Genomic DNA, 26,558 nt, shown 5'->3' with positions numbered 1-26,558 from the left:
TGCGAGTAGAATTATCTATTAAAGCTCGGTGCGAAAATCTCACAGGCTAGATCCCTTTATTTTCAAGGTTTTTGCGAGTTGCATATTGTCTAGCTTAAGCAGAGCCGTGAATTCATTGCGTCTTGCCGTGTCACATCTTTGCCCTAATTCGGCCTCACCGAGCGATTGATCGCAACCGCTTGTCTCTCGGAGATCGATATGACTTTACAGCATTTCCTCAGAACAGTCGTTGTTGCGATGCTTGGCTTTGCTGCTCTTGCGCTTGCGGCTCAAGCGCGTGCCGAGGGGGGAGAAGGCGCAAGCGTGATCCCGCCGGATACCTTTGCGAACCAAGAGGCCGCAGCCCATCAGAGCACCAGTGGTGCCGTTGCATCGGCGACCGTGGAGGACGAGAAGCCGGCTTCAACCGCTTCCATCGTTCCGGTTGTTCGGATCAAGCACAAAGTGAGCGATACGGTTGCCGCAGAGTCGCTCAGGCCGCTGATCGAACGGTATTCATCGGAGCATAGCATTCCTTATGCGCTTGCCGACGCAGTGGTGCGGATCGAAAGCCGCTACAATCCCGTTGTGCGGAATGGCCCCAACATGGGTCTGACGCAGATCAATTTTCGGACGGCTCAGTCCCTCGGATACGCCGGCAATGCCGCGGGCCTCCTGGATGCCGAAACCAACCTCCGCTATGGGCTCAAATATCTGGCGCAAGCCTACAAGCTCGCGGGCGGCGACACATGCGGCACCGTTTTGCGCTATCAGTTCGGTCATCGCACTCAGACCATGACCCGCGCCTCGCGCGTTTACTGCGCAAAGGTGAAGACCCTGACGGCAAAAGCCGAATAGGGCCCTTGACGGAACGATCATTGTTCCCCCACATCCCCCACGTCAGTCGGCCGGGCGGCCGCTCCGCTTGTCGGAGAGGAAAGTCCGGGCTCCATGGAGACACGGTGCCGGATAACGTCCGGCGGGGGTAACCCTAGGGAAAGTGCCACAGAAAGCAGACCGCCCCGCTTGTCGGGGTAAGGGTGAAAGGGTGCGGTAAGAGCGCACCGCGGCCGCAGTAATGCGGACGGCATGGCAAACCCCACCGGGAGCAAAACCGAATAGGGACGACAGGCGCTCGCGCCAGGCTTGTTTCCAGTCTCGTCGTCCGGGTTGGTTGCTTGAGGCGGTCAGCAATGACCGTCCCAGAGGAATGGTCGCCACGCCTGAAGTCACGCTTTGGGCCCTACAGAACCCGGCTTACAGGCCGACTGACAACCTTTTCCACAGGATGAAATTTCAGAAAATCGTGGCAAACCGTTGCCTCGCTTACGATTCATTAACCCTAAACATTTCTGATGGCGGCTGCATGCCGACAAGCCTTCACATCAGCCCCATTTCGTTGACGCCCATACCCTCCCATGTTATCCCAACTCATCCCGTCGACGGTGTCTTCTGAAGGGATGGTCAGGCCCACGCAAGGCTCTGACCGCATTGTTCAGAATGAGGTGTCATCATCGGCGCCGGGAGGCGGCGGATCCAAAAAATCCGCCGGGGGGCTGACAATCAGGAGTGCGAAAGCCGCGGCTCATGAACCGCTTCGTGTCCAATTTCACAAACAAGTTGGATTCGAAGGGTCGAGTCTCGATCCCCGCATCCTTCCGCGCGGTGCTGGCGGCGGATGGGTTCGAGGGGCTCTACGTTCATCCGGCGCTCGATGCGCCGGCCTTGGACGCAGGCGGAAACGTTCTTCTGAACGAGATCGATGCGTTCTTGTCGACGCTGTCGCCCTATTCGGACGAACGGGATCAGCTGTCGACGGCATTGTTCGGAACCAGCGAGATTCTCAAGGTCGATCCGGAGGGGCGTGTCATCCTGACGGATTCGGTGAAAGTACATGCCGGGATCGCGGACGCAGTCACGTTCGTCGGACTCGGTCACAAGTTCCAGATTTGGGAACCCGAGCGTTTCCGTGCGCATCTGGAGGAGGCGCGTACGAAAGTGCGAGATCTGAAAAAGGTCTTGGGCAGCCGGATTATGGAGCAGCGTTCGGTGCAGGACATCTCACCAGGAGTACGGGAACGATGATGGGACGCGGCGACGGCCCAGGAGCCGGAGCCGCTGGCGGACCGACCCGTCACGTTCCCGTCCTCCTGGAAGAGGTCTGTACGGCACTGGATGCAAAGCAGGGCGGAACGTACGTGGACGGTACGTTCGGTGCCGGAGGGTACACCCGCGCCATTCTTGATGCGGATCCACGCAATTCCGTCATTGGAATTGATCGTGATCCGGACGCCATAGCCGGCGGCGCCGGCTTGGTCGCATGGGCGAAGCAGCGTCTCACTCTGGTGCATGGCCGGTTCGGGCAGCTCGATGACATCGCTCGTGCGGAAGGGCACGAGAGCATTGATGGGGTCGTGCTCGACATCGGCGTTTCGTCCATGCAGCTCGACGAAGTGGAGCGCGGCTTCTCGTTTCGCGGCAGCGGTCCCCTCGATATGCGCATGGAACGGGCGGGACCGAGCGCGGCCGATCTCGTCAACGAGGCATCTGAAGCAGAGCTTGCCGACATCTTCTATCATTATGGCGAGGAGCGCCGGGCGCGCGCAGTCGCGCGTGCAATCGTTGAAGCGCGGCGCCGTGAAACTTTCGAGACGACGAAGCAGCTGGCCGATCTCGTTGCGTCCCTGATCCGGCAGGAGCCAAGCGGAATTCACCCTGCGACACGGGTTTTCCAGGGGTTGCGCATCGCCGTCAACGATGAGCTCGGCGAGCTGGTTCGCGCCTTGCATGCAGCAGAGCGGATTCTCCGGCCTGGCGGACGCCTCGTCGTCGTGACCTTTCATTCTCTTGAAGACCGGATCGTCAAGCAGTTCTTCGCGGTTCGAACCGGCCGGAGCCCGAGCGGATCGCGCCATTTGCCTGGACTGGTCGCTCCAAAGCCGACTTTCGAGACCATCACCCGTGGTCCCGTAACGCCTGGCGAGGAGGAGATTGCGCGAAATCCTCGTGCCCGTTCTGCAAAGCTGCGTGGCGGCCTGCGGACGGAAACACCCGCGCAGGAACCCTTGAGCGCCCTTACGATGCTCGCAGAACTCCCGCGGACGGCGGAAAAACGGGGAGGGCGCCGGTGATACGCCTCTTGCACATCATTGCGATTTCAATGCTCATCGCATCGGCCGGCTATGCCTACTCGGTGAAGTACGAGACCCTTTACTATGTGGAGCAGGTGGCCAAGCTCAAATCGAAGGTGCAGCGGGAGCGAGACGCTATCGCCGTGCTTCAGGCCGAATGGCAATATCTCGACCGTCCGGACCGTCTCCAGGCCGCCGCCGACCAGCATCTCGATCTTCAACCATTGAAGATCCAACAACTCGCCCGCTTGTCCGATCTTCCGAACCGCCCCGTGCGGGAGGACGAGATCGGCCGCAAGCTTGAAGCCCTTGGGCTGTTCGGCCCGACATCGACGCCGAAAGACAAGAGCAACGACGCTCGAACCCCGACCACGCAAACTCCGAGACGGTGAGCCCGTGCTGCAAAAGTTCGACCCGGATCTGATCGGAAAGAGCGCTGCCCCCAAACGCAGCGTTTTCACGTATGTGCGTGAACTGTTTCGTCTTCGCGTAGACAAGAGCACGTCGCGAGTCGGCTTCACGGCGCTTTGCTTCGCGGGTCTCTTCAGCGTCATCGGTGGACGTCTCGCTTATTTGGCCATGACGAGCGATACCTCAAGCGAGGTACGCCGCGCTGCGTCATCCGAAATCTCTGCGGCACGTCCCGATATCGTCGATAGAAACGGCAATATCCTTGCGACCGACGTGAAGATGGTGTCGGTGTTCGCCGAGCCGCGAAACATCATCGACAAGGACGAAGCGGTCGAGCTCTTGACGGCCGTCCTTCCAGACCTTGATGCAACCGACTTGAGAAACAAGCTCGGCACCAAAAAAGGCTTCGTCTGGGTAAAGCGCGAGATCACTCCACGGCAGCAGGCCGAGGTTCATCGCCTCGGCATCCCGGGCGTCGGGTTTTTGCCGGAGAACAAGCGCGTTTATCCCAACGCCGAAGCCGCCGCTCACATCCTGGGCTTCGCGAATGTCGACAATGTCGGCATCGCGGGCATCGAGAAATACATCGATAGCCAGGGCCTGCAGGATCTGAACGGCGCAGGCTTCGCGGTCTCGGCTGCGGATCTCAAGCCGCTTCAGCTTTCTCTCGACCTGCGCGTGCAGCACGCTCTGCGCGACGAGCTCGCGAAGGGTATGGCGAAGTTCAAGGCAAAAGCCACCGCTGGCGCAATCATGGACGTGAACACCGGCGAGATCATCGCCCTCGTGTCGCTCCCTGATTTCGATCCGAACAACCCGGTAGACGCACTCGAAAGCGACCGCATCAATCGCATCAATGTCGGCGTGTTCGAAATGGGCTCCACGTTCAAGGCCCTCACGACGGCGATGGCACTGGACTCGGGTAAGTTCAACATCAATTCGTCTCTCGATGCGCGGTCGGGCCTGCGTTACGGCAAATTCACCATCGGCGACTATCATGCGACGCACCGGGTGCTCACGGTTCCGGAGGTCTTTATCCACTCGTCCAATATCGGTACGGCACGCATGGCGCTGGGGATCGGTGTGGAAGGTCACAAGGCCTTTCTGCGCAAGATGGGTCAGCTGACCAGGCTCAAGACCGAGCTGCCGGAAAATGCCGAACCGATCGTTCCTCCGCGTTGGGGCGAACTCAATACGATGACGATCGCATTCGGCCATGGGCTTGCGGTTGCGCCGCTTCAGGCCTTGATGGCGGTCGGTGCACTGGTAAACGGTGGGACGCTGATCACTCCGACCTTCCTGAAGCGCGACGAAGCGGCGGCTCGCCAGGGCGCCCTTCAGGTGCTCAAGCCGGAAACGAGCGAAGCCCTGCGCTATGTGATGCGCCTCAACGCAACCAACCCGGCGGGATCGGCATCGAGTGCTGCCATTGCGGGCTTTTACGTCGGCGGCAAGACCGGCACGGCCGAGAAGGTCATCAACGGGCGCTATTCGAAGAACAAGAATTTTACCACCTTCACGGCGATCTTGCCCGCAGACAAACCAAAGTATGTCTTCCTGACCATCATGGACGAGCCGCAAGCCGTGGAGGGGACCTATGGGTTCTCGACGGCAGGATGGAACGCTGGCCCGGTGACTGGAAACATCATCGAACGCGTTGCGCCGCTCCTTGGCGTTCCACCCCGCTTCGAACCACCGGCTCAGCCATTCCCATTGATGTCGCGCCTCGGCGCCTGGGGCACGAAATGACGCATACAAAGACAGTTCTTCTGGGTGACCTCATTCCCGAGGTACGGGGCGAATCCGGTGCGTCGGTTCCTGTCCGGAGTATCGCGTCCGATAGCCGGAAAGTCGCAGAAGGCGCCGTTTTCTTTGCTGTTCCCGGGACAAAAGCGGATGGCCTGAGCTTCGTTCCTCAAGCTGTCGCCGGCGGAGCCGTTGCGATCGTTGGAGAAACGGAGGCTCCTTCGGATTTGCCTCCGAATACGACCTTCATCAAGGTCAAGGACGTGCGCCGCGCCCTTGCCTTGGCGGCGTCACGGTTCTTCCCGTCGCAGCCAGAGAAAATCGTCGCAGTAACCGGAACAAGCGGCAAAAGCTCGGTGGCTGATTTCACCCGGCAGCTGTTCGCCGTCCTTGGTTATAAATCAGCGAGCCTCGGCACTCTGGGCGTCATCACCTCGGATGGTGCCGCTTATGGCTCCCTTACGACGCCGGATCCGATTTCGCTTCATCAGACCCTGGAGCGTCTTGCGCAGGATGGGATCACGCGTCTTGCCATGGAGGCCTCCTCCCACGGGATCGATCAGAGACGCCTTGATGGGGTGCAGTTGAAGGCTGCCGGATTTACCAATCTCGGCCGGGATCATCTCGACTATCATGGCACGACCGAGGCTTATGCCGCGGCAAAGCTGCGTCTCTTCAACACGCTGCTGCCCAGCGACGGCCCTGCGGTGGTCAACGCGGATGGACCTTTCTCGGATGTTTTCATCGAAGGTATTCGCCGTGCCGGACGGACGCTTCTGACGACAGGCAGCGCCGGCTCCACCCTCCGTCTGCTCGATGTGCAGACGGAAGGGTTCAATCAAAGCCTGACCATTGAAGCATTCGGGCGGACGCTTCGGACGACGCTTCCGCTCCTGGGACGCTTTCAGATCGAGAATGCTCTCGTGGCAGCGGGCCTCGTCCTCGCTGTCGAGGGTGAGCGTCATGTGGATGAGGTCCTGTCGGGCTTCGGGCGATTGAAAGGCGTCTCCGGACGCCTTGAGCGGGTCGGGGAAGTCGATGGAGCTCTGTGCATCGTCGACTATGCGCACAAGCCCGATGCGCTTGCCCATGTTCTGGACGCGCTACGGCCCTTTACCAAGGGGCGGCTGGTCTGCGTCTTCGGCTGCGGCGGTGATCGGGATCGCGGGAAGCGTCCTCTCATGGGGCGGATCGCGGTCGACAAGGCCGATGTGGTGATCGTCACGGACGATAATCCTCGGTCCGAGGATCCGGCAGCGATCCGCGCCGAGGTCATGAAGGGAGCCCCGGGAGCCACGGAAATCGGGGACCGGGCGCTCGCAATCCGCACCGCCATCAAGGAGCTCCGCTCCGGCGATGTTCTGGTCGTGGCCGGGAAAGGTCATGAAACGGGCCAAATCATCGGCGACCGGACCCTGCCGTTCTCGGATCACGATGAAGTCCGGGCGGCAATTGCGGAGAGGCAGGGATGACGACCCCCCTTTGGACCCTTGAGGAAATTGCAGCTTCAACCGGCGCCCAGATCGGTGAAGCTGTCGGATCGGCATCCGGCGCTTCGATCGACACCCGGACCCTGAAGCCCGGCGATCTCTACTTTGCCATCAAGGGCGATGTTCACGACGGCCATGACTTTGTTCCGGCCGCTTTCGAAAAGGGTGCCGCCGGTGCGGTCGTCTCAGGGGACAAGGCGCCGGCCTTTGTGGGGCATAACCGCCTCATCGTTGTTCCCGACGTGCTGGAAGCCATGCGCCAGCTGGGCCGGACGGCTCGGGCGCGAGCAAAGGCCAAGATCGTCGCCATCACCGGGTCCGTCGGCAAGACGGGTACCAAGGAGGCCATGCGCATCGCCTTGTCGCGTCAAGGGCGAACCCATGCGTCCGTCGCCTCCTACAACAATCATTGGGGTGTCCCCCTGACCCTCGCGCGCATGCCGCGAGAAACCGAATTCGGAATTTTCGAGATCGGCATGAATCATGGCGGGGAAATTCTTCCCCTGACCGAAATGGTTCGCCCGCACGTTGCCGTGGTCACGACCGTGGAGCCGGTCCATATCGAGTTCTTCCGGTCGATCTGGGGCATCGCCGATGCCAAGGGTGAGATCTTTTTCGGCCTCGAGCCCGGCGGAACGGCCGTTATCAACCGTGACAATGCCTATTTCGAACGCCTCCGCGCTCATGCGCTCGCATCCGATGCGGGGCGGGTCCTGACCTTCGGGGAAGGCGAGGGCGCGGATATCCGGGCGGAGCGGATCATCGTCAAACCCGACCTCTCGATCGTAGAGGCCCGGGTTTTCGGGCAGCCTCTGACCTATCGGATCGGAACGCCGGGACGGCATATCGCCCTCAATTCCCTAAGCGTGCTCGCGACCGCCCACGCCCTGGGCGCTGATTTGGCCCTGACGGCTCTGGCCCTGTCCGATCTTAAGCCGCCCGTGGGCAGGGGCGAGCGGACCGTCCTTGCCTTGAAGGATGGAGATGCTCTTCTGATCGATGAAAGCTACAACGCCAATCCGGCATCCATGCGGGCGGCGCTCGCCAACCTGGGAGCCGTGGAGCTTCCTCGCCATGGCCGGAGGATCGCTGTGCTCGGCGACATGAAGGAACTGGGAGAAACCGGACCCGCGCTCCATGAAGGACTAGCGGATGCGATCGAAGCCAACCGGGTTGATCAGGTTTTCGCAGCGGGAGCATTGATGGACAACCTTGTGGCAAAGCTCCCGAAGGCAAAGGTCTCGGCTCACGTTCCAAGCTCGGCGGAACTGGTTGATGCCGTCTGTGCCGCCGTGCGTCCTGGTGATGCGGTCATGGTCAAAGGGTCTCTCAGCATGAAGATGGCTTTGGTTGTCAAAGCTCTGAAAGAACGTTACGGCGCTGGCCAGAACAGCCACGCGCTGAAAGGATGATCCATGTTGACCTGGTTGGCTGAGTTCAGCCCCTATTTCAGTCCTCTCAATATTTTCCGTTACATTACGTTTCGCACCGGGGGGGCGACTGCGACGGCCCTCCTGTTCGTGTTTCTCTTCGGACCTTCGATCATTTCGCTTCTTCGCGTCCGCCAAGGCAAGGGACAACCGATCCGGGAAGACGGCCCAAAATCTCACCTGCTGACGAAGCGCGGCACTCCCACCATGGGGGGCCTGATGATCATGGCCGGCGTCCTAGTTTCCACGCTTCTGTGGGCCAATCTTGCCAATCACTATGTGTGGGTCGTGCTGTTCGTGACGGCGGGCTTCGGCGCTATCGGGTTCTATGACGATTATCTCAAGGTCACCAAACAATCCCACAAGGGATTTTCCGGCCGGTCGCGCCTCGCCATCGAGGCGCTGATCGCTGCGGCTGCCTGTATCGCCATTTCCTACATGGCGACCCCGGGTCTCGCCAATAAGCTGGCTCTTCCGTTCTCGAAGGAACTTATCCTCAATCTCGGCTGGTTTTATGTGATCTTTGGAGGCTTCGTGATCGTCGGGGCCGGCAATGCGGTCAACATTACCGACGGGCTCGATGGACTGGCGATTGTTCCCGTGATGATCGCGGCCGGAACGTTCGGGTTTATCGCCTATCTGGCAGGCAACGCGGTTTTCGCCAATTATCTGCAGATCCACTTCGTGCCCGGTACGGGCGAGCTTGCCGTGATCTGCGGGGCATTGATCGGGGCCGGCCTCGGATTCCTATGGTTCAACGCTCCCCCGGCCCAGATCTTCATGGGAGATACCGGATCGCTCGCGCTCGGCGGCTTGCTCGGCACCATTGCGGTCGCGACGAAGCATGAGATCGTCCTTGCGATCGTCGGTGGATTGTTCGTCCTTGAGATCATGTCGGTGATCATCCAGGTCACGTCGTTCAAACTAACCGGCAAGCGCGTGTTCAAGATGGCGCCTATTCACCACCATTTCGAACAGCTCGGATGGACCGAGCCGCAGGTGGTGATCCGCTTCTGGATCGTGGCCGTCGTGCTGGCTCTGGTGGGCTTGGCCACTCTGAAGTTGCGGTGAGCGCATGACCCCCGTCACCATCTTCGCCGGACAAACCGTCGCGCTCTTCGGCCTTGGAGGCTCGGGGCTTGCAACGGCTCTTGCTCTCAAGGAGGGCGGGGCGCGGGTCATTGCCTGCGATGACAATCCGGCGAAGGTCGCGGAAGCGGAAGGCAAGGGAATTACGACCGGCGATCTGCGCCGGCAGGACTGGGCGCAATTTGCCGCTCTCGTGCTGTCGCCGGGTGTTCCCCTGACCCATCCGGAGCCCCATTGGTCGGCAACGCTGGCGAGGGAAGCGGGCGTCGAAATCATCGGCGACATCGAGCTTTTCTGTCGCGAACGGGCCAAAATAGCACCGAAGGCGCCGCTGATTGCGATCACAGGCACCAACGGAAAGTCCACCACGACGGCTCTCATCGCCCATATGCTGCGTGAAGCTGGTCACGACGTCCAGATGGGCGGAAACATCGGCACCGCGATCCTTTCGCTTCAGCCGCCCTCGGACGACCGGGTTCACGTGATCGAATGCTCATCCTTTCAGATCGATCTTGCCCCCTCCCTGGCGCCTACGATCGGTGTGCAGCTCAACGTCTCACCGGACCACCTCGACCGGCATGGAACGATGGAGAACTACGCGGCCATCAAGGAGCGCCTCGTTGCCCGTTCGGGGAGAGCCGTTATCGGCGTCGATGATGAGTGGAGCCGTTCGATCGCAGAGGCATGCTCTGCGAAAGGGGTTCCTGTAACGCCTATCTCGACGAAGGAACTGACGGTTCCGGGCTATCTTGCTGCGGGAACGGCTGTGCTGCAGGTGACATCATCCGGCCGCGCGCAGATCGCCGATCTATCCGGCATTCATTCCCTGCGAGGCGAGCACAACGCCCAGAATGCGGCAGCCGCCATTGCCGTTGCCGTTGCGATGGGTGTGCCGGAGGCCGAGATTCAGTCAAGTCTGAAGAGCTTTCCGGGACTGCCGCACAGGATGGAGGAGGTCGGCCGCATCGGATCGACCCTCTTCATTAACGACTCCAAGGCAACGAATGCGGATTCCACCGAGAAGGCGCTCAAGTCCTTCGACAACATTCTCTGGATCCTGGGCGGCAAGCCGAAAGAGGGCGGCATCGCCTCTCTGCGGCCGTACTTTGCAAAGATCAAAAAGGCCTATCTGATCGGCGCGGCCTCCGACGAATTCGCCGCGACACTCGGCAGTGATGTGCCTTACGTGCATGCGAGGACCCTCGACCGAGCCGTAGAGGAAGCGGCGAGCGAAGCCGCCGGCATCGGAGCGCCGACCGTGGTGCTCCTGTCGCCGGCCTGCGCGTCCTATGACCAGTTTCCAAATTACGAGGTGCGCGGAAATCACTTCCGCGAACTCGTCAAAGCCTTGCCCGGCATCAACCCGACAATCGGAGCCTGACCATGGTGTCACGTGCGGAACGTTCGGCCTTCGGCGATTGGTGGTGGACCGTCGATCGGCTCCTGCTCGCCTCGCTGGCGCTTCTGGCTCTTGCCGGGCTCGTCTTTCTCATGGCGGGCGGTCCCCCCGTCGCCGAACGTCTCGGCCTTTCGACATTTCACTTCGTGAACCGCCAGGTTCTCTTCCTGCTTCCGGCCCTCGTGATCCTGCTGCCGGTATCCTTCCTGTCGCTGCGCCATGTGCGGCGGCTCGCGCTGCTGGTTTATTTCGCCGGAATGGGCCTCATTCTTCTGGCTTTCCAGTTCGGGCCGGAAATCAAAGGAGCCCATCGGTGGATCATGATCGGTCCGCTGGGCATTCAGCCCTCCGAGTTCGTCAAGCCGGCTTTCGTCATTCTTGCGGCCTGGGCCTTCTCAGAAGGCGCCAAACGCAAGGACATGCCGGGAGCGCTGCTCGCTTTCCTGATCCTTCCTGCCACGATCGTCCCGCTGATCCTTCAGCCCGATTTCGGTCAGACGATGCTCATCACCATCGTTTGGTGTGGCCTGTTCTTCGTGGCGGGACTGCATTGGTTCTGGGTCATGGGTCTTGGGGGAATCGGTCTGATCGGCGTCGTTGCGGCTTATGAGTTCCTGCCGCACGTCCGCGCCCGCATCGAGCGCTTCATGGACAAGTCTTCCGGCGACACGTTTCAGGTCGATATGGCCATGGAGTCCTTTGCCCGTGGGGGCTGGCTGGGACGTGGTCCGGGCGAGGGCTCGGTCAAGCGCATTCTGCCCGACGCCCATACGGACTTCATCTTTGCGGTGACGGCAGAGGAATTCGGCATCGTCGTCTGCATCGCCTTGCTGTTGCTGTTTGCCTTCATCGTCTTGCGTGGTCTGACCTTGGCGCGCCGCAACGAGGATACGTTCTGCCGCCTCGCAGCCACAGGGCTGATCATGATGTTCGGCCTCCAGGCCGCCATCAACATGATGGTGAACGTGCATCTCATGCCGGCAAAAGGCATGACATTGCCGTTCATCTCCTATGGCGGCTCGTCTCTCCTGTCCTTGGCATTGAGCATGGGCTTCCTGATCGCGCTGACGCGGCGTCGCCCCCGCGCTGAGACCATGGACTATTTCGTGCAGGACGCGCCTCGTCCATGACAAACCCACTCATCCTGCTGACGGCCGGCGGAACGGGCGGACATCTGTTTCCGGCCGAAGCGCTCGCCAATGTCCTGAAGGCGGCGGGCGCCCGCGTCGTGCTGGCGACCGACAAGAGAGCCAATGCCTATGCGGGCGCTTTCCCAGCCGACGAAATCGTTGAGATTCCGTCTGCGACGCCGTCGGGACGATCGCCGCTGCAGATGGCGAAAGCGGCATTCGTGCTGGGGCGCGGCACTCTTGCGGCCTTCCGGACGATCCGTCGCCTGAAACCAGCTGTCGTGGTGGGCTTCGGCGGCTACCCGACCGTGCCACCAGTGATGGCCGCATCGCTGATCGGCATCCCGAGCGTGATTCATGAAGCGAATGCGGTCATGGGGCGGGCCAACAGGCTGTTGGCCCGCCGGGCTTCCGTGATCGCAACGGGGTTCGAAGCCATCAGGGGCGCTCCCGATGCCGGCCGAAGCAGACGGATCCATACCGGCAACCCCATCAGGCCGGCTGTCCTGGAGGCCGCGAAGGCCCCTTATCCGGTTTTGACCGGCGACGGTCCGCTTCGCGTGCTTGTCGTCGGCGGAAGCCAGGGCGCGAGAGTGATGAGCGACGTCGTCCCTCCCGCCATCGAGCTGCTGTCTCCCGGCGAGCGGTCGCGAATCGTGATCTGCCAGCAGGCCCGCGGGGAGGATCTGGACCGGGTCCGGAGCCACTACGCTCGCCTTGGGATTTCTTTTGAGGCGGAGCCATTCTTCAAGGATCTGCCCCGGCGGATGGCCGAGGCCCATCTGGTGATCGCTCGCTCGGGGGCATCGACCGTCGCCGAACTCTCCGTGATCGGCAGACCCTCGATCCTGGTTCCGCTTCCAGGGGCGATCGATCAGGATCAGGCCGCCAATGCCAAGATCCTCGGCGATCTTGGGGCTGCCATCGTTGTTCCGCAGCCTGAATTCTCTCCTCGACGGCTCGCTGATGAGATCAGCGCCTATCTTCTCGCGCCGGACCGCTTGACGCGAGCGGCCGCCGCTGCACATAGCGCCAGCATCACGGATGCGGCCGAGCGTCTCGCTCAGGCCGTTCTCCAGCTCGCATCCTCTGACAAGAAGGGAAAAAACCCATGAAGTTGCCGCCGAAACTCGGACCCATCCATTTCATCGGCATCGGCGGCATCGGCATGTCGGGTATTGCCGAGGTGATGCACAACCTCGGGTATACGGTCCAGGGCTCGGACGCCTCGGACAACTACAATGTGAAGCGGCTGGCTGAAAAAGGCATCAAGACGTTCGTCGGCCACAAGGCCGAGAACGTGGACGGAGCCGAGATCGTCGTCGTGTCCACGGCCATCAAGCGGGATAACCCGGAGCTTACGATCGCTCGGGAAAAGCGCCTTCCGGTCGTTCGCCGCGCCGAGATGCTGGCGGAGCTGATGCGCTTCAAGTCCTGCGTTGCCGTGGCCGGGACCCATGGCAAGACAACCACCACCTCCCTCGTGGCGACCCTGCTGGACGCGGGCGGCCTCGATCCGACGGTCATCAATGGTGGCATCATCAATGCCTATGGCACCAATGCCCGCATGGGCGAGGGGCAGTGGATGGTGGTGGAGGCCGACGAATCCGACGGGACCTTCCTCAAGCTGCCGGCCGACGTCGCCATCGTGACGAATATCGACGCCGAGCATCTCGACCATTTCGGCAACTACGACGCCATCAAGGACGCATTCCGGTCCTTTATCGACTCGATCCCGTTTTACGGCTTCGCCGTGATGTGCATCGATCATCCGACGGTTCAGGACCTCGTCGGCCGGATCGAGGACCGGCGTATCATCACATACGGGGAAAATCCCCAGGCGGATGTCCGACTCATGGACATCGATACGCGCGGAGGCCAGAGCCGCTTCCGTGTCATGATCCGCGACAGGCGTCCTGGATTCCGCCTTGAACTCGAAGACCTGACTCTGCCGATGCCGGGTGCGCACAACGCACTGAACGCAACCGCCGCCATCGCGGTGGCGCATGAGCTCGGCGTCTCGCCGGATGCCATCCGCAAGGCGCTTGCAGGATTCGGAGGCGTCAAGCGTCGCTTCACGCGCACCGGCGAGTGGAACGGGGTCACCGTGTTCGACGACTACGGCCATCATCCAATCGAGATTGCGGCTGTGCTCAAGGCTGCCCGCTCCTCGACGGACGGACAGGTTATCGCGGTCGTGCAACCACACCGTTACACGCGCCTTTCCTCCCTTTTCGATCAGTTCTGCACCTGCTTCAACGATGCGGATTCGGTGATCGTCGCTCCGGTCTATGCCGCCGGCGAGCAACCCATTCCGGGGGCGGATCGCGACGGTCTCGTGTCCGGCCTCAAGACCCGCGGCCACCGCAATGTGATGGCTCTCGAGAAGTCCGAGGATCTGGCGGGGCTGATCAAAGGCATCGCCAAACCGGGCGATTACGTGATCTGCCTCGGGGCCGGCAACATCACGCAATGGGCCTACGCCCTGCCGGGTGAACTCGAAGCATTGGGCGAGAAGGCGGCTTGATGTTCACGGACATCGTTCCCGAGCTGACGGCAGCGATGCCGGATCTGCGCGGCAAGCTGGAGGCCAATGCACCGACGGCGCCGCTCTCTTGGTTTCGCACCGGGGGGCCGGCGCAAGTGCTGTTCACGCCTGCCGACGAAGACGACCTCGCATATTTCCTCGCCCGCCTCGATCCCGAAATCCCCATTCTCGTCGTCGGCCTCGGATCGAATCTGCTGATCCGCGATCGGGGCTGGGAGGGCGTGGTCATCCGGCTCGGCAAGAATTTTGCGGAAATCTCTGTTGAGGCGGAGCATCGTATTCGCGCCGGTGCCGGCGCACCCGATGTGAAGGTCGCGCGTGCGGCGGCGGAGGCCGGCATTGCGGGCCTCTCGTTCCTGCGCGGAATTCCGGGAACGATCGGCGGTGCCCTGCGCATGAATGGCGGCGCCTATGGAGGCGAAACGAAAGATGTCCTGGTCGAGGCCAGGGCTGTCACGCGGTCGGGCGAGAAGGTCGTCTACACCAACGCGGAAATGGGATTTACCTATCGTCACTCTTCCGTGCCCGAGGACGTGATTTTCACCGAGGCCCTGTTCGGCGGCCGCCCTGGCGACCGAGAATCGATTCTGGCCGAAATGAATTCCATCACGGAAGCTCGTTCTTCGACCCAGCCCGTGAACACCCGAACCGGAGGGTCGACATTCAAGAACCCGGCTGGGCGAAAGGCCTGGGAGCTGATCGATGCGGCCGGATGCCGAGGGTTGCGGGTCGGTGATGCTCAGGTCTCCGAGTTGCACTGCAATTTTCTGATCAATCACGGCTCCGCATCGGCGGCTGACATCGAGACGCTGGGCGAAACGGTTCGTCAACGCGTCCGCGAGGCGTCGGGTATCCAGCTGGAATGGGAAATCAAGCGGGTCGGGCGGCCCTGAACATCCGAATCAGACAAAACCCAGCCGTGCCGAACGGTGGGTAAGGAGGCATGATGCCCAAGCACGTTGCTGTTCTTTATGGCGGCTGGTCCGCCGAGCGTCAGGTAAGCGTCGCGACGGGACAAGCCTGCGCCAAGGCCCTGGAAGAAAAGGGTTATCGGGTCACTCCCATCGACGTGCAGCCTGATATCGCAACCGTTCTGTCGGCCACGGCGCCCGAAGTTGTCTTCAACGCCCTGCACGGTCGCTTCGGTGAAGACGGTACGATCCAGGGGCTCCTGGAAGTTCTGCGCATCCCCTATACCCATTCGGGCGTCCTCGCCTCGGCACTCGCGATGCAGAAGGACCGGGCAAAGATCGTCATGGCCGCGGCCGGAGTCCCGGTCCCGCATGGCGTGGTCGTTAACCGTCTCGAGGCGGCTCGCGCCCATGTCCTGCCGGCGCCTTATGTGATCAAACCCGTCAGCGAGGGTTCTTCCGTGGGGGTGATCATCGTCCGGGAGGAGCGCAGCCATCCGCCGCAGGAACTGCTCCGGGAAGATTGGGCTTTCGGGGAAAAAATCCTTGTCGAATCATATGTTGCAGGCCGCGAGCTGACCTGCGCGGTCATGGGGGATCGGGCCCTTGGCGTGATCGACATCCGGCCGGCGACGGGCGTTTTCTACGACTATGACGCAAAGTACGCGAAGGGAGGCTCCATTCACATCCTCCCGGCAGAAATTAAACCGAATATTTACCAAAAGGTCCAAGAGTTGGCGTTAACGGCGCATCAAGCGCTCGGCTGTCGGGGAATCAGCCGCGCTGACTTTCGGTATGACGACACACCCGGAGGAACCGGGGAACTCGTTGTTCTCGAGGTCAACACGCAACCCGGGATGACCGAGACGAGCTTGGTGCCAGAATTGGCGGCCCATGCGGGCTATTCTTTTGGCGAGCTTGTGCAATGGATGGTGGAGGACGCTACCTGCAACCGATGACGGCCCACCGGGCCGGCACTCCGGTTGTACGCGCGCCAGCCGCTGAGCCGCACCGGTCGGGAGGCTCCCGATTCGGCTTTTTCAGGAAATTCGGGCCAACGCGCAGCGTGCGGCGGCGCGGCGCCGGAACTCCGATCGAGCGGCGGATTCCACGTCATCTTGGGACCTTTCTGACGCTGGGTTTCTTCGGCGCGATTGCCGTGACCGGACTTTGGCAGGGCGGTCATCTTAACGATTTCATCCGGCAGAACGGCGAGCCCCATCATGCGTTTGCGCGGATGTTCGGCTTCGGGCTCGAGCAGATCACGATCTCGGGCATTTCTCAGATGCGCGAAGCGGAGGTTCTCGCGGCTGCGGGCCTCGACGCCAAACTGTCGCTGGTGTTTCTCGACGTGAACGACGTGCGTGAGCGTCTCGAGCACGTCCCGATGGTCAAGAGCGCCACGGTCCGTAAGCTCTATCCGAACGAGCTGGTGATCGGCCTCACGGAGCGCGAACCCTATGCCATCTGGCAGCTCAAGGGCGAGCTGTTCGTCGTCGCCTCCGACGGCACCGTGATCGACCTGATGCAGGATGCCAGCTATGCCGATCTTCCCTTCGTCGTGGGTGAGGCAGCGAACAAGCGCAGCAAGGAATATGTGGCACTCCTCGAAGCGGCAGGTCCCTTGAAAGGACGCATCCGCGCAGGCACCCTCGTGGCTGGGCGTCGATGGAACCTGAAGATGGACAACGGCATGGACGTCAGCCTGCCGGAGCTCGGCGCCGCGGATGCCATCGCGCGTCTCGTAAAGCTCGAACGCGAACAGAAGATTCTTGAGAAGGACGTGCTCGCCGTCGACCTCCGGGTCGCTGATCGTGTCGTCGTCCGCTTGACGGAAGAAGCTGCATCGGCCCGCGCCGATGCCTTGAAAAAGAAGCCGGTGCGCGGCAAGGGAGTCGAAACATGAGTCGCTCGGGTCATGGTCTGACACCGCGCATGAAGCCTCTGTCTGCGCGCAAAAGTGCCATTCTTTCCGTGCTCGATATCGGGACGAGCAAGGTTGTCTGCGTCGTGGCGGAGCTGAAGCCCGCCGATGAAGTGGAGGCCTTGCGCAGCCGGACCCATGTGGCGCGGATCCTTGGTATCGGCCACCAGCGCTCTGTCGGCCTGAAGGGCGGCGTCATCGTCGATCTGGAAGCGGCGGAATCCTCGATTCGCCAGGCTGTCCACGCAGCAGAGCGCATGGCGAAGGTCGAGATCCAGTCGGTGATCGTGAACTTGACCGGCGGTCGTCTCGCTTCCGAGCATTTCGAGGCCCATGTGCCTGTGCGAGGCGCCGTTGGGGCGAGCGACGTGCACCGGGTGCTCGATATCGCCAGCAGCTATGATTCCCGGCGGGGCAGGGCGGTTCTTCATGCCCTCCCGACAGGCTTCTCGCTGGACGCGCAAAATCACATCGTCGATCCGGCCGGCATGATCGGCGAGCGTCTCGGCGTGGACCTTCACGTCGTGTCGTCGGAGGCCGCGGCCGCCCGTAACCTGATGCTCGCCGTCGAGCGCTGCCATCTTGGGGTCGAGGCTGTCATTGCAACGCCTTACGCGGCAGGTCTTTCGGCCCTTGTCGACGATGAGGCCGACATGGGTTGCGCTGTCGTCGACATGGGCGGCGGGACCACAAGCGTCGGCATTTTCATGAACGGCCATCTGGTGCATACCGATGCGATCGCGGTCGGCGGTCATCACGTGACTATGGATATTGCCCGTGGACTGACGACACGCGTGTCAGCGGCGGAGCGTCTGAAGACGCTTTACGGTTCCGCGATCACGTCCAGCGCGGACGATCGCGACATGATCGCCGTGCCGCAGGTCGACGAAGACGAACGCGATGTTCCCAACCATTTGCCGAAGTCGCATTTGGTCAGGATCATCAAGCCTCGGGTCGAGGAAATCCTCGAACTCGTCCGTGACAGGCTGAAATCGGCGGGATTCGCCGCACAGGCCGGTCGACGCGTCGTGCTGACGGGTGGCGCCAGCCAGCTGGTCGGCTTGCCGGAGACGGCGCGGCGCATCCTGCAGGGGCAGGTCCGTGTCGGGCGTCCGCTCGGCATCAAGGGTCTTCCCGAAGCGGCCAAGGGTCCCGCTTTTTCGGCGGTGGTCGGTTTGCTGGTTTATCCGCAGGTCGCGCATATCGAGTATTTCGAGCCGCGTTCCGGCGGCTTGTTTCAGAGTACGGGAACCGACGGTTACATCTCCCGCGTGGGCCGTTGGATTCGCGATAGTTTTTAGATGCGTAAGGCGGTGGCGCGGCGGCTACCGTCCAGAGTTCAAGTCAACCAAGGGTAAGCGTCGGCCGAACGCTGTCGATATAAAGGCCAAAGAGGCAAACAGGTCATGGCTATCAATCTGCAAGCTCCGGACATCCGGGAACTCAAGCCACACATCACGGTTTTCGGCGTCGGCGGTGCTGGCGGTAATGCCGTGAACAACATGATCGAGTCTGGACTCCAGGGTGTCGAGTTCGTGGTTGCGAACACCGACGCGCAGGCCCTGGCGTCATCGAAGGCCGATCGTATCGTTCAGATGGGCATCCAGGTGACCGAAGGCCTCGGCGCCGGTTCACAGCCCGAGGTTGGCCGCGCGGCCGCCGAGGAGGTGATGGACGAAATTCGTGATCAGCTCTCCGGTTCTCACATGGTGTTCATCACTGCCGGCATGGGCGGCGGCACCGGCACGGGCGCAGCTCCCGTGGTGGCACGTGCCGCTCGTGAACTTGGGATCCTGACTGTCGGCGTCGTCACGAAGCCATTCCAATTCGAGGGTGTTCGCCGCATGCGCCTTGCCGAGGCGGGCATCAACGAATTGCAGCAATCCGTCGATACCCTCATCGTGATCCCCAACCAGAACCTGTTCCGGGTTGCGACGGAAAAGACCACGTTCGCCGACGCCTTCGCGATGGCAGACCAAGTGCTCTATTCGGGCGTCGCCTGCATCACGGACCTGATGGTGAAGGAAGGTCTCATCAACCTCGATTTCGCCGACGTCCGCTCCGTCATGCGCGGTATGGGCAAGGCGATGATGGGAACGGGCGAATCGTCCGGCGAGAAGCGCGCGATCCGCGCCGCCGAGGCCGCCATTGCCAACCCGCTCCTCGACGACGTGTCCATGAAGGGTGCCCGTGGCCTCCTGATCTCCATCACGGGCGGCAACGACCTGACTCTCTATGAGCTCGACGAGGCTGCAACCCGTATCCGCGAAGAGGTCGACCAGGACGCGAACATCATCCTCGGTGCGACCTTCGACGAAAGCCTGGAAGGCATCATCCGCGTTTCCGTCGTCGCCACCGGCATCGATCAGGCGATCGGCGCGAATGCTCCGGACCTGACGTCGACAGAGCAACGGATCTCGGAAGTCGCCGAGCGTCTAAGGGCCGAGGCCCGGGCTCGCGCTTCGCAAACGCAAGCCGTCCCTACCTTTCGCGCCACCGCCCCAGCCGAAACGGTGAAGGCGGTTCCCGCTCCTGCTGAAGTTGTTGCCGCGCCGGCTCCTATGGCCGCTGCTCCCGCCTACACCTCGATGGCCACCCCGGTTCTCGAGCCCGCTCCGCAGCCGGTCATCCGGGACGACGTGATTCTCACGCCGACCCAGCCGAAGCAGGCCATCGCCTACGAGGCCCCGGTTGTTGCCGAGCCGACCTATCACGAAGAGGCGGCTGCACAGGGTTCCTTCATCCCCCCGCAGCCTGAGCGGGCGATGCGTCCGGCCCGGATGCCGCGGATCGATGAGCTGCCGATTCCGGCCCAGAACCAGATCCGCGCCAGCCGTGGCGAAGAGGCTCCGCACGACACCAAGCGGATGTCGCTTCTCCAGCGTCTTGCGACGGTGGGCTTCGGCCGCCGGGAGGACCACCAGGCTCCAGCCGAGCCTGCCCCGCAGCGTCAGGCTCCGGAGGCTCCCCGGCAGCAGATGTCCCCGGTTCATGCGGAATACGCCAAGCGGCCTGCCTCCCCACAGGGCTACCGGCCGGCACAGGGACACCCGGAGCAGCAGCCCCGGTTGCCGGCGGCTCAGCGGAGCACCGAGGATGACCAGCTGGAGATCCCGGCATTCCTCCGGCGGCAGGCAAACTAAGCCTGCCGGTTCGTAACAAGAATGGTCCCTCGGTCACAGGCTGACCGGGGGATTTTTATAATTTGTTTACTTTTCAATAACTTGCGAATTGTCGAGTTTGTAACAGACGGTAAAAAAGCGTGATTTGGCCTAGCCTGCCGTGCGACCTATCTTGCCCTCAGTTCAAGGCAGGATTCGTCAGAAGCCTGCAGGTCATAAAACAGTAACAGCGGGCGTATGGGCCACGGTTATGAGAACCACGGCTTTCGGCGTTCGAGGTTGAGTGAAGATGAAGCAGAGCCAGCAAACCACGCTTCGCGCCGCCGTCACCCTCTCGGGAGCCGGTGTCCATTCCGGGGACGAGGTCAAGATCGTTCTCCACCCCGCCGAAGTGAATCATGGTGTTGCTTTCCTTCGCACCGGCCTGCCGGGCGGCCATGAGCGCCTGATCGACGCGCGCCATCTCGCGGTCACGGCCACGGAGCTCTGCACGGTCATCGGTGATCGCGACAGCGGGGCCGTTGCGACGATCGAGCACCTGATGGCCGCTCTCGCGGGCCTTGGGATCGACAACGTTCTCATCGAGATCGACGGACCGGAAGTGCCGATTCTCGATGGCAGCTCCGCCCCGTTCATCGATGCCATCGATCAGGTCGGGCTGGTTTCGCAGGCCGCGGCCCGCCGCTACGTGAAGGTTCTCAAGCCGGTCCGGGTTAATCAGGGAAAGGCTTTTGCCGAGCTTCTCCCCAATGATCGGAACTTCCGCCTGGACGTGGAGATCGATTTCCCGACCCCGGTGATCGGCCGGCAGCGGAAGGCCATTGACCTGTCCCCGTCGGTTTTCCGTAAAGATATTTCTCGCGCCCGCACCTTCGGCTTTATGCGCGACGTGGAGAAGCTCTGGAGCGCCGGCTTCGCTCTCGGTGCGTCCTTGGAGAATACCGTGGCCATCGGCGACGATGGAATCATGAATCCCGAGGGTCTCCGCTACGGCGACGAGTTCGTCCGCCACAAGATCCTTGATGCGGTCGGAGACCTTTCTCTGGCAGGTCTCCCGCTCCTCGGGACGTACCGTTCCTATTGCGGCGGGCATCGCCTCAATTTCTCGGTCCTCGAAGCCCTCTTCTCGAGCCGCTCCAACTACGCCATCGTGGATGGCGCTCGGCGGGAAACGGGTTATGCGGAGCTTGGCAGCGGCGTCGCAATGCCGGCCTTCGCGCCCGAGATTCACTAAGCTTAACGCCGAATTCTGCGATTGTGGGCGCCCATCCTGAGGATCGGCGCCCTTTGGCCGCATGATTTTGCTGCATCTTCCCACAAGGCTGCTGGGTATAGCCTTACGGAAGGGTTGGCTCTTTGCCCGCGCATAGGTTAAAGAGCCTTCGATGCACCGTTACAACCCGGGCACAATTTTCGGAGGACCGCGAGGCATGTCTTTCGCGAAGGCTTATTCAGGATTGAAAGATAGCGCTGTTCGCGCGTTGATGATTGGAGCGTGCGGCTTGGCCGTTGCCGGCTGCGATACGCTGTCGTCGTTCAATCCGTTCGACAACAGCGAAAAATACAAGCCGGAAATCGTGGCCGATATCCCGGCTGAACAGCTCTACAATGATGGTCTCGCCCGGATCCAGAAGAAGGATTACGAGGGCGCGGCCAAGAAGTTCAGCAGCCTTGACAAGCAGTACCCTTATTCAGAGTGGTCCCGCAAAGGCCTCATCATGGAAGCTTACGCCAACTATGAAGGCGGCCTCTATGACGAGTCGATCACGGCTGCGAAGCGTTATCTACAGCTGCATCCTTCCACGGCGGATGCGGCCTATGCGCAGTATCTCTTGGCATCGTCCTACTACGATCAGATTCCTGACATCACCCGTGACCAGGAGAAGTCGGAGCGGGCACTTCTTGCCTTGCAGGAACTTATTCAGCGTTACCCGTCGTCGGAATACGTTGCCGATGCGAAGAAGAAGATCCAAGTCGCCAGCGACCAGTTGGCCGGCAAGGAGGTCGAGATCGGACGCTTCTACCTGCAGAAGCGCAACTATTCGGGCGCGATCAATCGTTTCCGTAACGTCGTCGCGCGCTACCAGACGACCCGCCATGTGGAAGAGGCCCTCGAGCGTCTTGCCGAGGCATACATGGCCATGGGTATCGTCGATGAAGCGCAAACCGCCGCTGCGGTTCTTGGACATAACTTCCCTGACAGTCCCTGGTACAAGGACGCCTTCGCATTGCTAGCCAAGGGTGGCGTTGAGCCACGCGAGAATTCCGAATCTTGGATCAGCAAGGCATTCCGAGGCGTCCCGCAGGTCAGTCAGCGGGCGGGGTAAGCCTCACCATCCATGCTGATCCAGCTGGCGATTCGCGATATCGTCCTTATCGATAAGCTAGAGCTCGATTTCCGTGAGGGCCTTAGTGTTCTCACGGGTGAGACGGGCGCGGGCAAGTCAATCCTGCTCGACGCTTTTGCCCTGGCTCTTGGCGGCCGGGGCGATGGCGGCCTCGTTCGTCATGGCGAGGCGCAGGGCCAGGTCACGGCCGTCTTCGATTGCCCTCTGGATCATCCGGCGCGCCGCATCGCGACTGCGGCCGATATCGACACCGAAGGGGATTTGATCCTGCGCCGCGTTCAGGTTGCGGACGGGCGAACGCGCGCTTTCGTCAACGACCAGCCGGTGAGCGTCCAGGTCCTCAAGGCGATCGGCTCCGCTCTTGTGGAGATCCACGGGCAGCATGACGACCGCGCGCTTGTCGACCCGGTCACCCATCGGGCGATTCTGGATGCTTTCGGCGGCCTCTCGGCCGAGGCTCAGACCGTTACGGAAGCCTCCCGGCGCGTACGCGACGCGCGTCAGGCTCTCCAAGAGCATCGCAATCGGATCGACAAAGCCCGCAAGGAGGCCGATTTCCTTCGTCATGCCGTGGAGGAGCTGGACAAGCTTGCGCCTCAACCGGGGGAAGAGGAGAAGCTCGCCGAGCGCCGCATCGTCATGATGCAATCGGAGAAAGTGGCGACCGACCTCAATGAGGCCTTCGAGGCCGTTGCAGGTTCCGCCTCGCCTGTTCCTGCCCTTTCCGCAGCCGTCAGGAAGTTGGAGCGGCGCAGTGCCCAGGCTCCGTCCCTGGTGGATCCCAGCGTCAGGGCCCTCGATGCGGCCCTTGTCGCAATCGATGAGGCGCGTGCCGCCCTGGAGGAGGCGATCCGTACCGCGGAGTTCGACCCTCGGGAACTGGAGCAGACCGAGGAGAGACTGTTTGCTCTTCGGGCCGCCGCCCGTAAATATGACGTTCCGGCCGATGAACTCGCCGCCCTCCGGGCGCGCTTTATCGAGGATGTTGCCGCCATTGATGCCGGCGAAGAAAAGCTGGCGGATCTCGAAGCGGTGCTCAAGGGAGCGGAACAGACCTATGTGGCGGCCGCCAAGGTCCTGTCGTCGAAGCGGCGCAAAGCGGCTGAGGCTCTCAACGCAGCGGTGCAAGCCGAGCTGCCTCCCTTGAAGCTGGAACGGGCCCGCTTCATCACGGAAATCCAGACGGATGAGGAGAGCCGCGATCCCAACGGGTTCGACCGGGTGGAGTTCTGGGCTCAGACGAATCCCGGCACCAAGGCAGGCCCCCTCATGAGAGTGGCCTCCGGCGGCGAGCTTTCCCGCTTCATGCTGGCGCTCAAGGTCGTCCTTGCGGACAAGGGCTCTGCGCCGACGCTGGTATTCGACGAAATCGACACGGGTGTGGGCGGGGCGGTGGCGGACGCCATAGGCCAGCGTCTCGCGCGCCTTGCAAAGCGGGTTCAGGTCATGGCCGTCACCCACGCACCGCAGGTGGCCGCCCGCGCAGGCAGTCACTTCCTGATCGCCAAGGAAGGCGTGAAGGGGTCGGACCGGGTGGCGACCCGGGTCGTTCCGCTCGAAGATGGCCCGCGGCGCGAGGAAATCGCCCGCATGCTCGCCGGCGCGACCATCACGGAAGAAGCCCGCGCCGCGGCGGCACGCCTCCTCGAAGCTGCGATTCATTAACCACCGTATCGACCTCCTCACTGGAGAGTCTCGTCCAGGGCGCTATGGTTTCATCGTCTCTCACGTCGATTCGAACATGGCCCGGCAAAAAACCTCCTCGGATACCCCCGTCGATCAACTCTCCTTCATGGAGGCGCAGGCTGAGCACGGCACGCTCGGCCGCGAAATCGCCGAGCACGACCGGCGCTATTACGAAGAGGATGCGCCGGCGGTTTCGGACGCGGAATATGATGCCCTGCGCAAGCGTTACGAAGCCCTCGAGGCACAGTTTCCCGAGCTGACCACCACCGAAAGCCTAACGCAGAAAGTCGGGTCGAGAGCGTCCGAGAAATTTGCCAAGGTCCGGCACAGGATGCCCATGCTCTCCCTGGCCAACGGGTTCGAGGATGGGGAGGTGGTGGAGTTCGTTGAGCGGATCCGCCGCTTCCTCCAGCTCAAGGTCGATCAAAAGCTGCTGTTCACCGCAGAGCCCAAGATCGATGGTTTGTCCCTGAGCTTGCGTTACGAAGGCGGACGGCTCGTCAGCGCTGCGACCCGGGGAGACGGTGCCGTCGGCGAGGATGTGACGGCCAACGCCCGAACGGTCCACGACATTCCGCACGCCCTGAAGGGCAAGGCGGTTCCCGATGTCTTCGAAGTGCGCGGAGAGGTCTATCTGTCCCACAAGGACTTTGCGGCCATCAACGAGCGGCAGGCCGCTGCCGGAAAGGCGCTCTTCGCCAATCCCCGCAACGCCGCAGCCGGCAGCTTGCGCCAGCTCGATCCGGCGATCACGGCGGCGCGTCCTCTCAAGTTCTTCGCCTATGGGTGGGGCGAGGTGAGCGCCATGCCCTCAACCACCCAGGACGGGATGATCGAGGCATTCAAGGATCTTGGTTTTCAAACCAATCCTCTGACGCGCCTTTGCGCGACCGTCGAGGAGCTGCTGGCCCATTATCATGCGATCGAGACCGACCGGGCCAATCTCGGCTATGACATCGACGGCGTCGTCTACAAGGTCAACGAGCTGGGGCTTCAGACCCGTCTCGGATTCGTGTCCCGGTCGCCGCGCTGGGCCTTGGCGCACAAGTTTCCGGCCCAGCAGGCCGTGACGGTGCTGGAAGATATCGAGATCAATGTGGGGCGGACCGGCTCCCTCAATCCGATCGCCAAGCTGAAGCCTGTGACGGTCGGCGGCGTGGTGGTGTCCAACGCGACCCTTCACAACGAGGATTACATCAAGGGCATCGGAGGCGACGGCCAGCCGATCCGCAATGGCGTCGACATTCGGATCGGGGATACCGTGGTGGTGCTTCGGGCCGGGGACGTGATCCCGAAGGTGCTCGACGTGGTTCTCGACAAGCGACCACCGGACGCGAAGCCCTATGCGTTCCCGACCGTTTGCCCGGCCTGCGGCAGTCATGCGGTGCGCGAGGTCAATCCACGGAGCGGAAAGGAGGATTCCGTCCGGCGCTGTACCGGAGGCTTGATCTGTCCGGCCCAGGCACGGGAGCGGCTGAAGCACTTCGTGTCCCGCAACGCTTTCGATATCGAGGGTCTCGGCGAGCAGCGCATCGAGGAATTCTATGCCGAGGGCCTGATTCAGCGTCCGCAGGACATCTTTACCCTCGAAGCGCGCAATGCCCGCAGCCTGCAACGGCTCGAGAAGCGGGAGGGGTGGGGTTCGACCAGCGCCAAGAACCTCTTTGCGGCCATCGAGGCCCGGCGCAGCATTCAGCTCAATCGCTTCATCTTCGCGCTCGGCATTCCTCATATCGGCGAAACCTCGGCCCGCCTGCTGGCGCGCCATTTCGGTACCTTCGACGCCTTGCGCGAAACGGCAAGGGCCGCCGCCGACCCGACGTCCGAGGCGCATGCGGAACTGACGGCCATCGGGGGAATCGGGCCCGTGGTCGCCGAAACCATCGTCGAATTCTTCAAGGAACAGCATAACGAGGAGATGCTGGACGCACTCCTTGCCCAGGTCACGACGGTTCCCATCGAGGCAGCTGCGGCGAGCTCGCCGGTGGCGGGCAAGACCGTGGTGTTCACGGGGTCCCTCGAACAGATGACCCGCGAGGAGGCGAAAGCCATGGCGGAACGGCTCGGCGCAAAGGTCGCCGGCTCCGTCTCCAAGAAGACCGACATCGTCGTTGCGGGTCCGGGGGCCGGTTCGAAACTCGACAAGGCCAAGGAATTCGACGTTCAGGTTCTCGATGAGGACGGATGGTTCGCCCTCGTCGGACGGCCTTGAGA

Annotated in this window: 21 protein-coding genes and 1 other RNA gene; all 22 read left to right on the top strand. The window is 62.0% G+C overall.

Annotated features, from left to right (window positions below; all coding sequences use genetic code 11):
- Positions 1 to 198: 198 nt before the first annotated feature.
- Positions 199 to 837 carry a lytic transglycosylase domain-containing protein gene (locus LJD17_RS12495; protein WP_227384515.1) on the top strand — a complete coding sequence of 213 codons (639 nt, stop codon included), beginning with the start codon at positions 199 to 201 and terminating at the stop codon, positions 835 to 837.
- A 42-nt stretch (positions 838 to 879) separates the two neighbouring features.
- An RNA gene (gene rnpB / locus LJD17_RS12490) (RNase P RNA component class A) lies at positions 880 to 1,255 on the top strand.
- 311 nt (positions 1,256 to 1,566) lie between these two features.
- The gene (gene mraZ / locus LJD17_RS12485; protein ID WP_227384514.1) at positions 1,567 to 2,064 is read left to right on the top strand and encodes a division/cell wall cluster transcriptional repressor MraZ; all 498 of its coding nucleotides are present in this window, start codon (positions 1,567 to 1,569) and stop codon (positions 2,062 to 2,064) included.
- Positions 2,061 to 3,110 (top strand): 16S rRNA (cytosine(1402)-N(4))-methyltransferase RsmH, encoded by a 1,050-nt coding sequence (gene rsmH / locus LJD17_RS12480; RefSeq protein ID WP_227384513.1) that lies wholly within the window; start codon positions 2,061 to 2,063, stop codon positions 3,108 to 3,110. Before mraZ ends, rsmH begins: the two co-directional genes overlap by 4 nt.
- On the top strand, positions 3,107 to 3,502 hold the full coding sequence (ftsL, locus tag LJD17_RS12475; protein WP_227384512.1) for a cell division protein FtsL: 396 nt from the start codon (positions 3,107 to 3,109) through the stop codon (positions 3,500 to 3,502). Before rsmH ends, ftsL begins: the two co-directional genes overlap by 4 nt.
- Positions 3,503 to 3,506: 4 nt before the next feature.
- On the top strand, positions 3,507 to 5,270 hold the full coding sequence (locus LJD17_RS12470; protein WP_227384511.1) for a peptidoglycan D,D-transpeptidase FtsI family protein: 1,764 nt from the start codon (positions 3,507 to 3,509) through the stop codon (positions 5,268 to 5,270).
- Positions 5,267 to 6,739: a UDP-N-acetylmuramoyl-L-alanyl-D-glutamate--2,6-diaminopimelate ligase gene (locus LJD17_RS12465; protein WP_227384510.1), complete on the top strand. Its 1,473-nt coding sequence runs from the start codon at positions 5,267 to 5,269 to the stop codon at positions 6,737 to 6,739. Before LJD17_RS12470 ends, LJD17_RS12465 begins: the two co-directional genes overlap by 4 nt.
- Positions 6,736 to 8,169: a UDP-N-acetylmuramoylalanyl-D-glutamyl-2,6-diaminopimelate--D-alanyl-D-alanine ligase gene (locus LJD17_RS12460; protein WP_227384509.1), complete on the top strand. Its 1,434-nt coding sequence runs from the start codon at positions 6,736 to 6,738 to the stop codon at positions 8,167 to 8,169. The genes LJD17_RS12465 and LJD17_RS12460 overlap by 4 nt, the downstream gene beginning before the upstream one ends.
- A gap of 3 nt (positions 8,170 to 8,172) precedes the next feature.
- The gene (mraY, locus tag LJD17_RS12455) at positions 8,173 to 9,258 is read left to right on the top strand and encodes a phospho-N-acetylmuramoyl-pentapeptide-transferase (RefSeq protein ID WP_227384508.1); all 1,086 of its coding nucleotides are present in this window, start codon (positions 8,173 to 8,175) and stop codon (positions 9,256 to 9,258) included.
- Positions 9,259 to 9,262: 4 nt separating this feature from the next.
- A complete protein-coding gene (gene murD, locus LJD17_RS12450) occupies positions 9,263 to 10,657 on the top strand; it encodes a UDP-N-acetylmuramoyl-L-alanine--D-glutamate ligase (protein ID WP_227384507.1) in 1,395 nt (464 codons plus the stop codon).
- 2 nt (positions 10,658 to 10,659) lie between these two features.
- Positions 10,660 to 11,805, top strand: a complete 1,146-nt coding sequence (locus tag LJD17_RS12445; protein ID WP_227384506.1) for an FtsW/RodA/SpoVE family cell cycle protein — start codon at positions 10,660 to 10,662, stop codon at positions 11,803 to 11,805.
- A complete protein-coding gene (gene murG / locus LJD17_RS12440; RefSeq protein ID WP_227384505.1) occupies positions 11,802 to 12,920 on the top strand; it encodes an undecaprenyldiphospho-muramoylpentapeptide beta-N-acetylglucosaminyltransferase in 1,119 nt (372 codons plus the stop codon). Before LJD17_RS12445 ends, murG begins: the two co-directional genes overlap by 4 nt.
- Positions 12,917 to 14,332 carry a UDP-N-acetylmuramate--L-alanine ligase gene (murC, locus tag LJD17_RS12435; RefSeq protein ID WP_227384504.1) on the top strand — a complete coding sequence of 472 codons (1,416 nt, stop codon included), beginning with the start codon at positions 12,917 to 12,919 and terminating at the stop codon, positions 14,330 to 14,332. The genes murG and murC overlap by 4 nt, the downstream gene beginning before the upstream one ends.
- Positions 14,332 to 15,246: a UDP-N-acetylmuramate dehydrogenase gene (gene murB / locus LJD17_RS12430; RefSeq protein ID WP_406600799.1), complete on the top strand. Its 915-nt coding sequence runs from the start codon at positions 14,332 to 14,334 to the stop codon at positions 15,244 to 15,246. Before murC ends, murB begins: the two co-directional genes overlap by 1 nt.
- A gap of 53 nt (positions 15,247 to 15,299) precedes the next feature.
- Positions 15,300 to 16,223, top strand: coding sequence for a D-alanine--D-alanine ligase (locus tag LJD17_RS12425; RefSeq protein ID WP_227384782.1), 924 nt, complete (start codon positions 15,300 to 15,302; stop codon positions 16,221 to 16,223).
- The gene (locus LJD17_RS12420) at positions 16,190 to 17,170 is read left to right on the top strand and encodes a cell division protein FtsQ/DivIB (protein ID WP_227384502.1); all 981 of its coding nucleotides are present in this window, start codon (positions 16,190 to 16,192) and stop codon (positions 17,168 to 17,170) included. Before LJD17_RS12425 ends, LJD17_RS12420 begins: the two co-directional genes overlap by 34 nt.
- A complete protein-coding gene (ftsA, locus tag LJD17_RS12415) occupies positions 17,167 to 18,489 on the top strand; it encodes a cell division protein FtsA (RefSeq protein WP_227384501.1) in 1,323 nt (440 codons plus the stop codon). The genes LJD17_RS12420 and ftsA overlap by 4 nt, the downstream gene beginning before the upstream one ends.
- Before the next feature lie 105 nt (positions 18,490 to 18,594).
- The gene (ftsZ, locus tag LJD17_RS12410; RefSeq protein WP_227384500.1) at positions 18,595 to 20,331 is read left to right on the top strand and encodes a cell division protein FtsZ; all 1,737 of its coding nucleotides are present in this window, start codon (positions 18,595 to 18,597) and stop codon (positions 20,329 to 20,331) included.
- A 268-nt stretch (positions 20,332 to 20,599) separates the two neighbouring features.
- The gene (lpxC, locus tag LJD17_RS12405; protein WP_227384499.1) at positions 20,600 to 21,544 is read left to right on the top strand and encodes a UDP-3-O-acyl-N-acetylglucosamine deacetylase; all 945 of its coding nucleotides are present in this window, start codon (positions 20,600 to 20,602) and stop codon (positions 21,542 to 21,544) included.
- Between the two features lie 250 nt (positions 21,545 to 21,794).
- The gene (locus tag LJD17_RS12400) at positions 21,795 to 22,637 is read left to right on the top strand and encodes an outer membrane protein assembly factor BamD (protein WP_406600809.1); all 843 of its coding nucleotides are present in this window, start codon (positions 21,795 to 21,797) and stop codon (positions 22,635 to 22,637) included.
- A 12-nt stretch (positions 22,638 to 22,649) separates the two neighbouring features.
- A complete protein-coding gene (gene recN / locus LJD17_RS12395) occupies positions 22,650 to 24,323 on the top strand; it encodes a DNA repair protein RecN (protein WP_227384497.1) in 1,674 nt (557 codons plus the stop codon).
- 76 nt (positions 24,324 to 24,399) lie between these two features.
- Positions 24,400 to 26,556 carry an NAD-dependent DNA ligase LigA gene (gene ligA, locus LJD17_RS12390; RefSeq protein ID WP_227384496.1) on the top strand — a complete coding sequence of 719 codons (2,157 nt, stop codon included), beginning with the start codon at positions 24,400 to 24,402 and terminating at the stop codon, positions 26,554 to 26,556.
- Positions 26,557 to 26,558 lie beyond the last annotated feature (2 nt).

The sequence above is a fragment of the Microvirga rosea genome, from assembly GCF_020595095.1.
Lineage (GTDB): Bacteria > Pseudomonadota > Alphaproteobacteria > Rhizobiales > Beijerinckiaceae > Microvirga > Microvirga rosea.
This window is presented reverse-complemented; position numbering and strand designations above follow the sequence as displayed.

What these genes read in the sequence shown, in the direction of transcription:
- LJD17_RS12495 (WP_227384515.1), top strand. Translation starts at nt 199, where the DNA reads ATGACTTTACAGCATTTCCTCAGAACAGTCGTTGTTGCGATGCTTGGC.
- mraZ (WP_227384514.1), top strand. Translation starts at nt 1,567, where the DNA reads ATGAACCGCTTCGTGTCCAATTTCACAAACAAGTTGGATTCGAAGGGT.
- rsmH (WP_227384513.1), top strand. Translation starts at nt 2,061, where the DNA reads ATGATGGGACGCGGCGACGGCCCAGGAGCCGGAGCCGCTGGCGGACCG.
- LJD17_RS12465 (WP_227384510.1), top strand. Translation starts at nt 5,267, where the DNA reads ATGACGCATACAAAGACAGTTCTTCTGGGTGACCTCATTCCCGAGGTA.
- LJD17_RS12460 (WP_227384509.1), top strand. Translation starts at nt 6,736, where the DNA reads ATGACGACCCCCCTTTGGACCCTTGAGGAAATTGCAGCTTCAACCGGC.
- mraY (WP_227384508.1), top strand. Translation starts at nt 8,173, where the DNA reads ATGTTGACCTGGTTGGCTGAGTTCAGCCCCTATTTCAGTCCTCTCAAT.
- murD (WP_227384507.1), top strand. Translation starts at nt 9,263, where the DNA reads ATGACCCCCGTCACCATCTTCGCCGGACAAACCGTCGCGCTCTTCGGC.
- LJD17_RS12445 (WP_227384506.1), top strand. Translation starts at nt 10,660, where the DNA reads ATGGTGTCACGTGCGGAACGTTCGGCCTTCGGCGATTGGTGGTGGACC.
- murG (WP_227384505.1), top strand. Translation starts at nt 11,802, where the DNA reads ATGACAAACCCACTCATCCTGCTGACGGCCGGCGGAACGGGCGGACAT.
- murC (WP_227384504.1), top strand. Translation starts at nt 12,917, where the DNA reads ATGAAGTTGCCGCCGAAACTCGGACCCATCCATTTCATCGGCATCGGC.
- murB (WP_406600799.1), top strand. Translation starts at nt 14,332, where the DNA reads ATGTTCACGGACATCGTTCCCGAGCTGACGGCAGCGATGCCGGATCTG.
- LJD17_RS12425 (WP_227384782.1), top strand. Translation starts at nt 15,300, where the DNA reads ATGCCCAAGCACGTTGCTGTTCTTTATGGCGGCTGGTCCGCCGAGCGT.
- LJD17_RS12420 (WP_227384502.1), top strand. Translation starts at nt 16,190, where the DNA reads ATGGATGGTGGAGGACGCTACCTGCAACCGATGACGGCCCACCGGGCC.
- ftsA (WP_227384501.1), top strand. Translation starts at nt 17,167, where the DNA reads ATGAGTCGCTCGGGTCATGGTCTGACACCGCGCATGAAGCCTCTGTCT.
- ftsZ (WP_227384500.1), top strand. Translation starts at nt 18,595, where the DNA reads ATGGCTATCAATCTGCAAGCTCCGGACATCCGGGAACTCAAGCCACAC.
- lpxC (WP_227384499.1), top strand. Translation starts at nt 20,600, where the DNA reads ATGAAGCAGAGCCAGCAAACCACGCTTCGCGCCGCCGTCACCCTCTCG.
- LJD17_RS12400 (WP_406600809.1), top strand. Translation starts at nt 21,795, where the DNA reads ATGATTGGAGCGTGCGGCTTGGCCGTTGCCGGCTGCGATACGCTGTCG.
- recN (WP_227384497.1), top strand. Translation starts at nt 22,650, where the DNA reads ATGCTGATCCAGCTGGCGATTCGCGATATCGTCCTTATCGATAAGCTA.
- ligA (WP_227384496.1), top strand. Translation starts at nt 24,400, where the DNA reads ATGGCCCGGCAAAAAACCTCCTCGGATACCCCCGTCGATCAACTCTCC.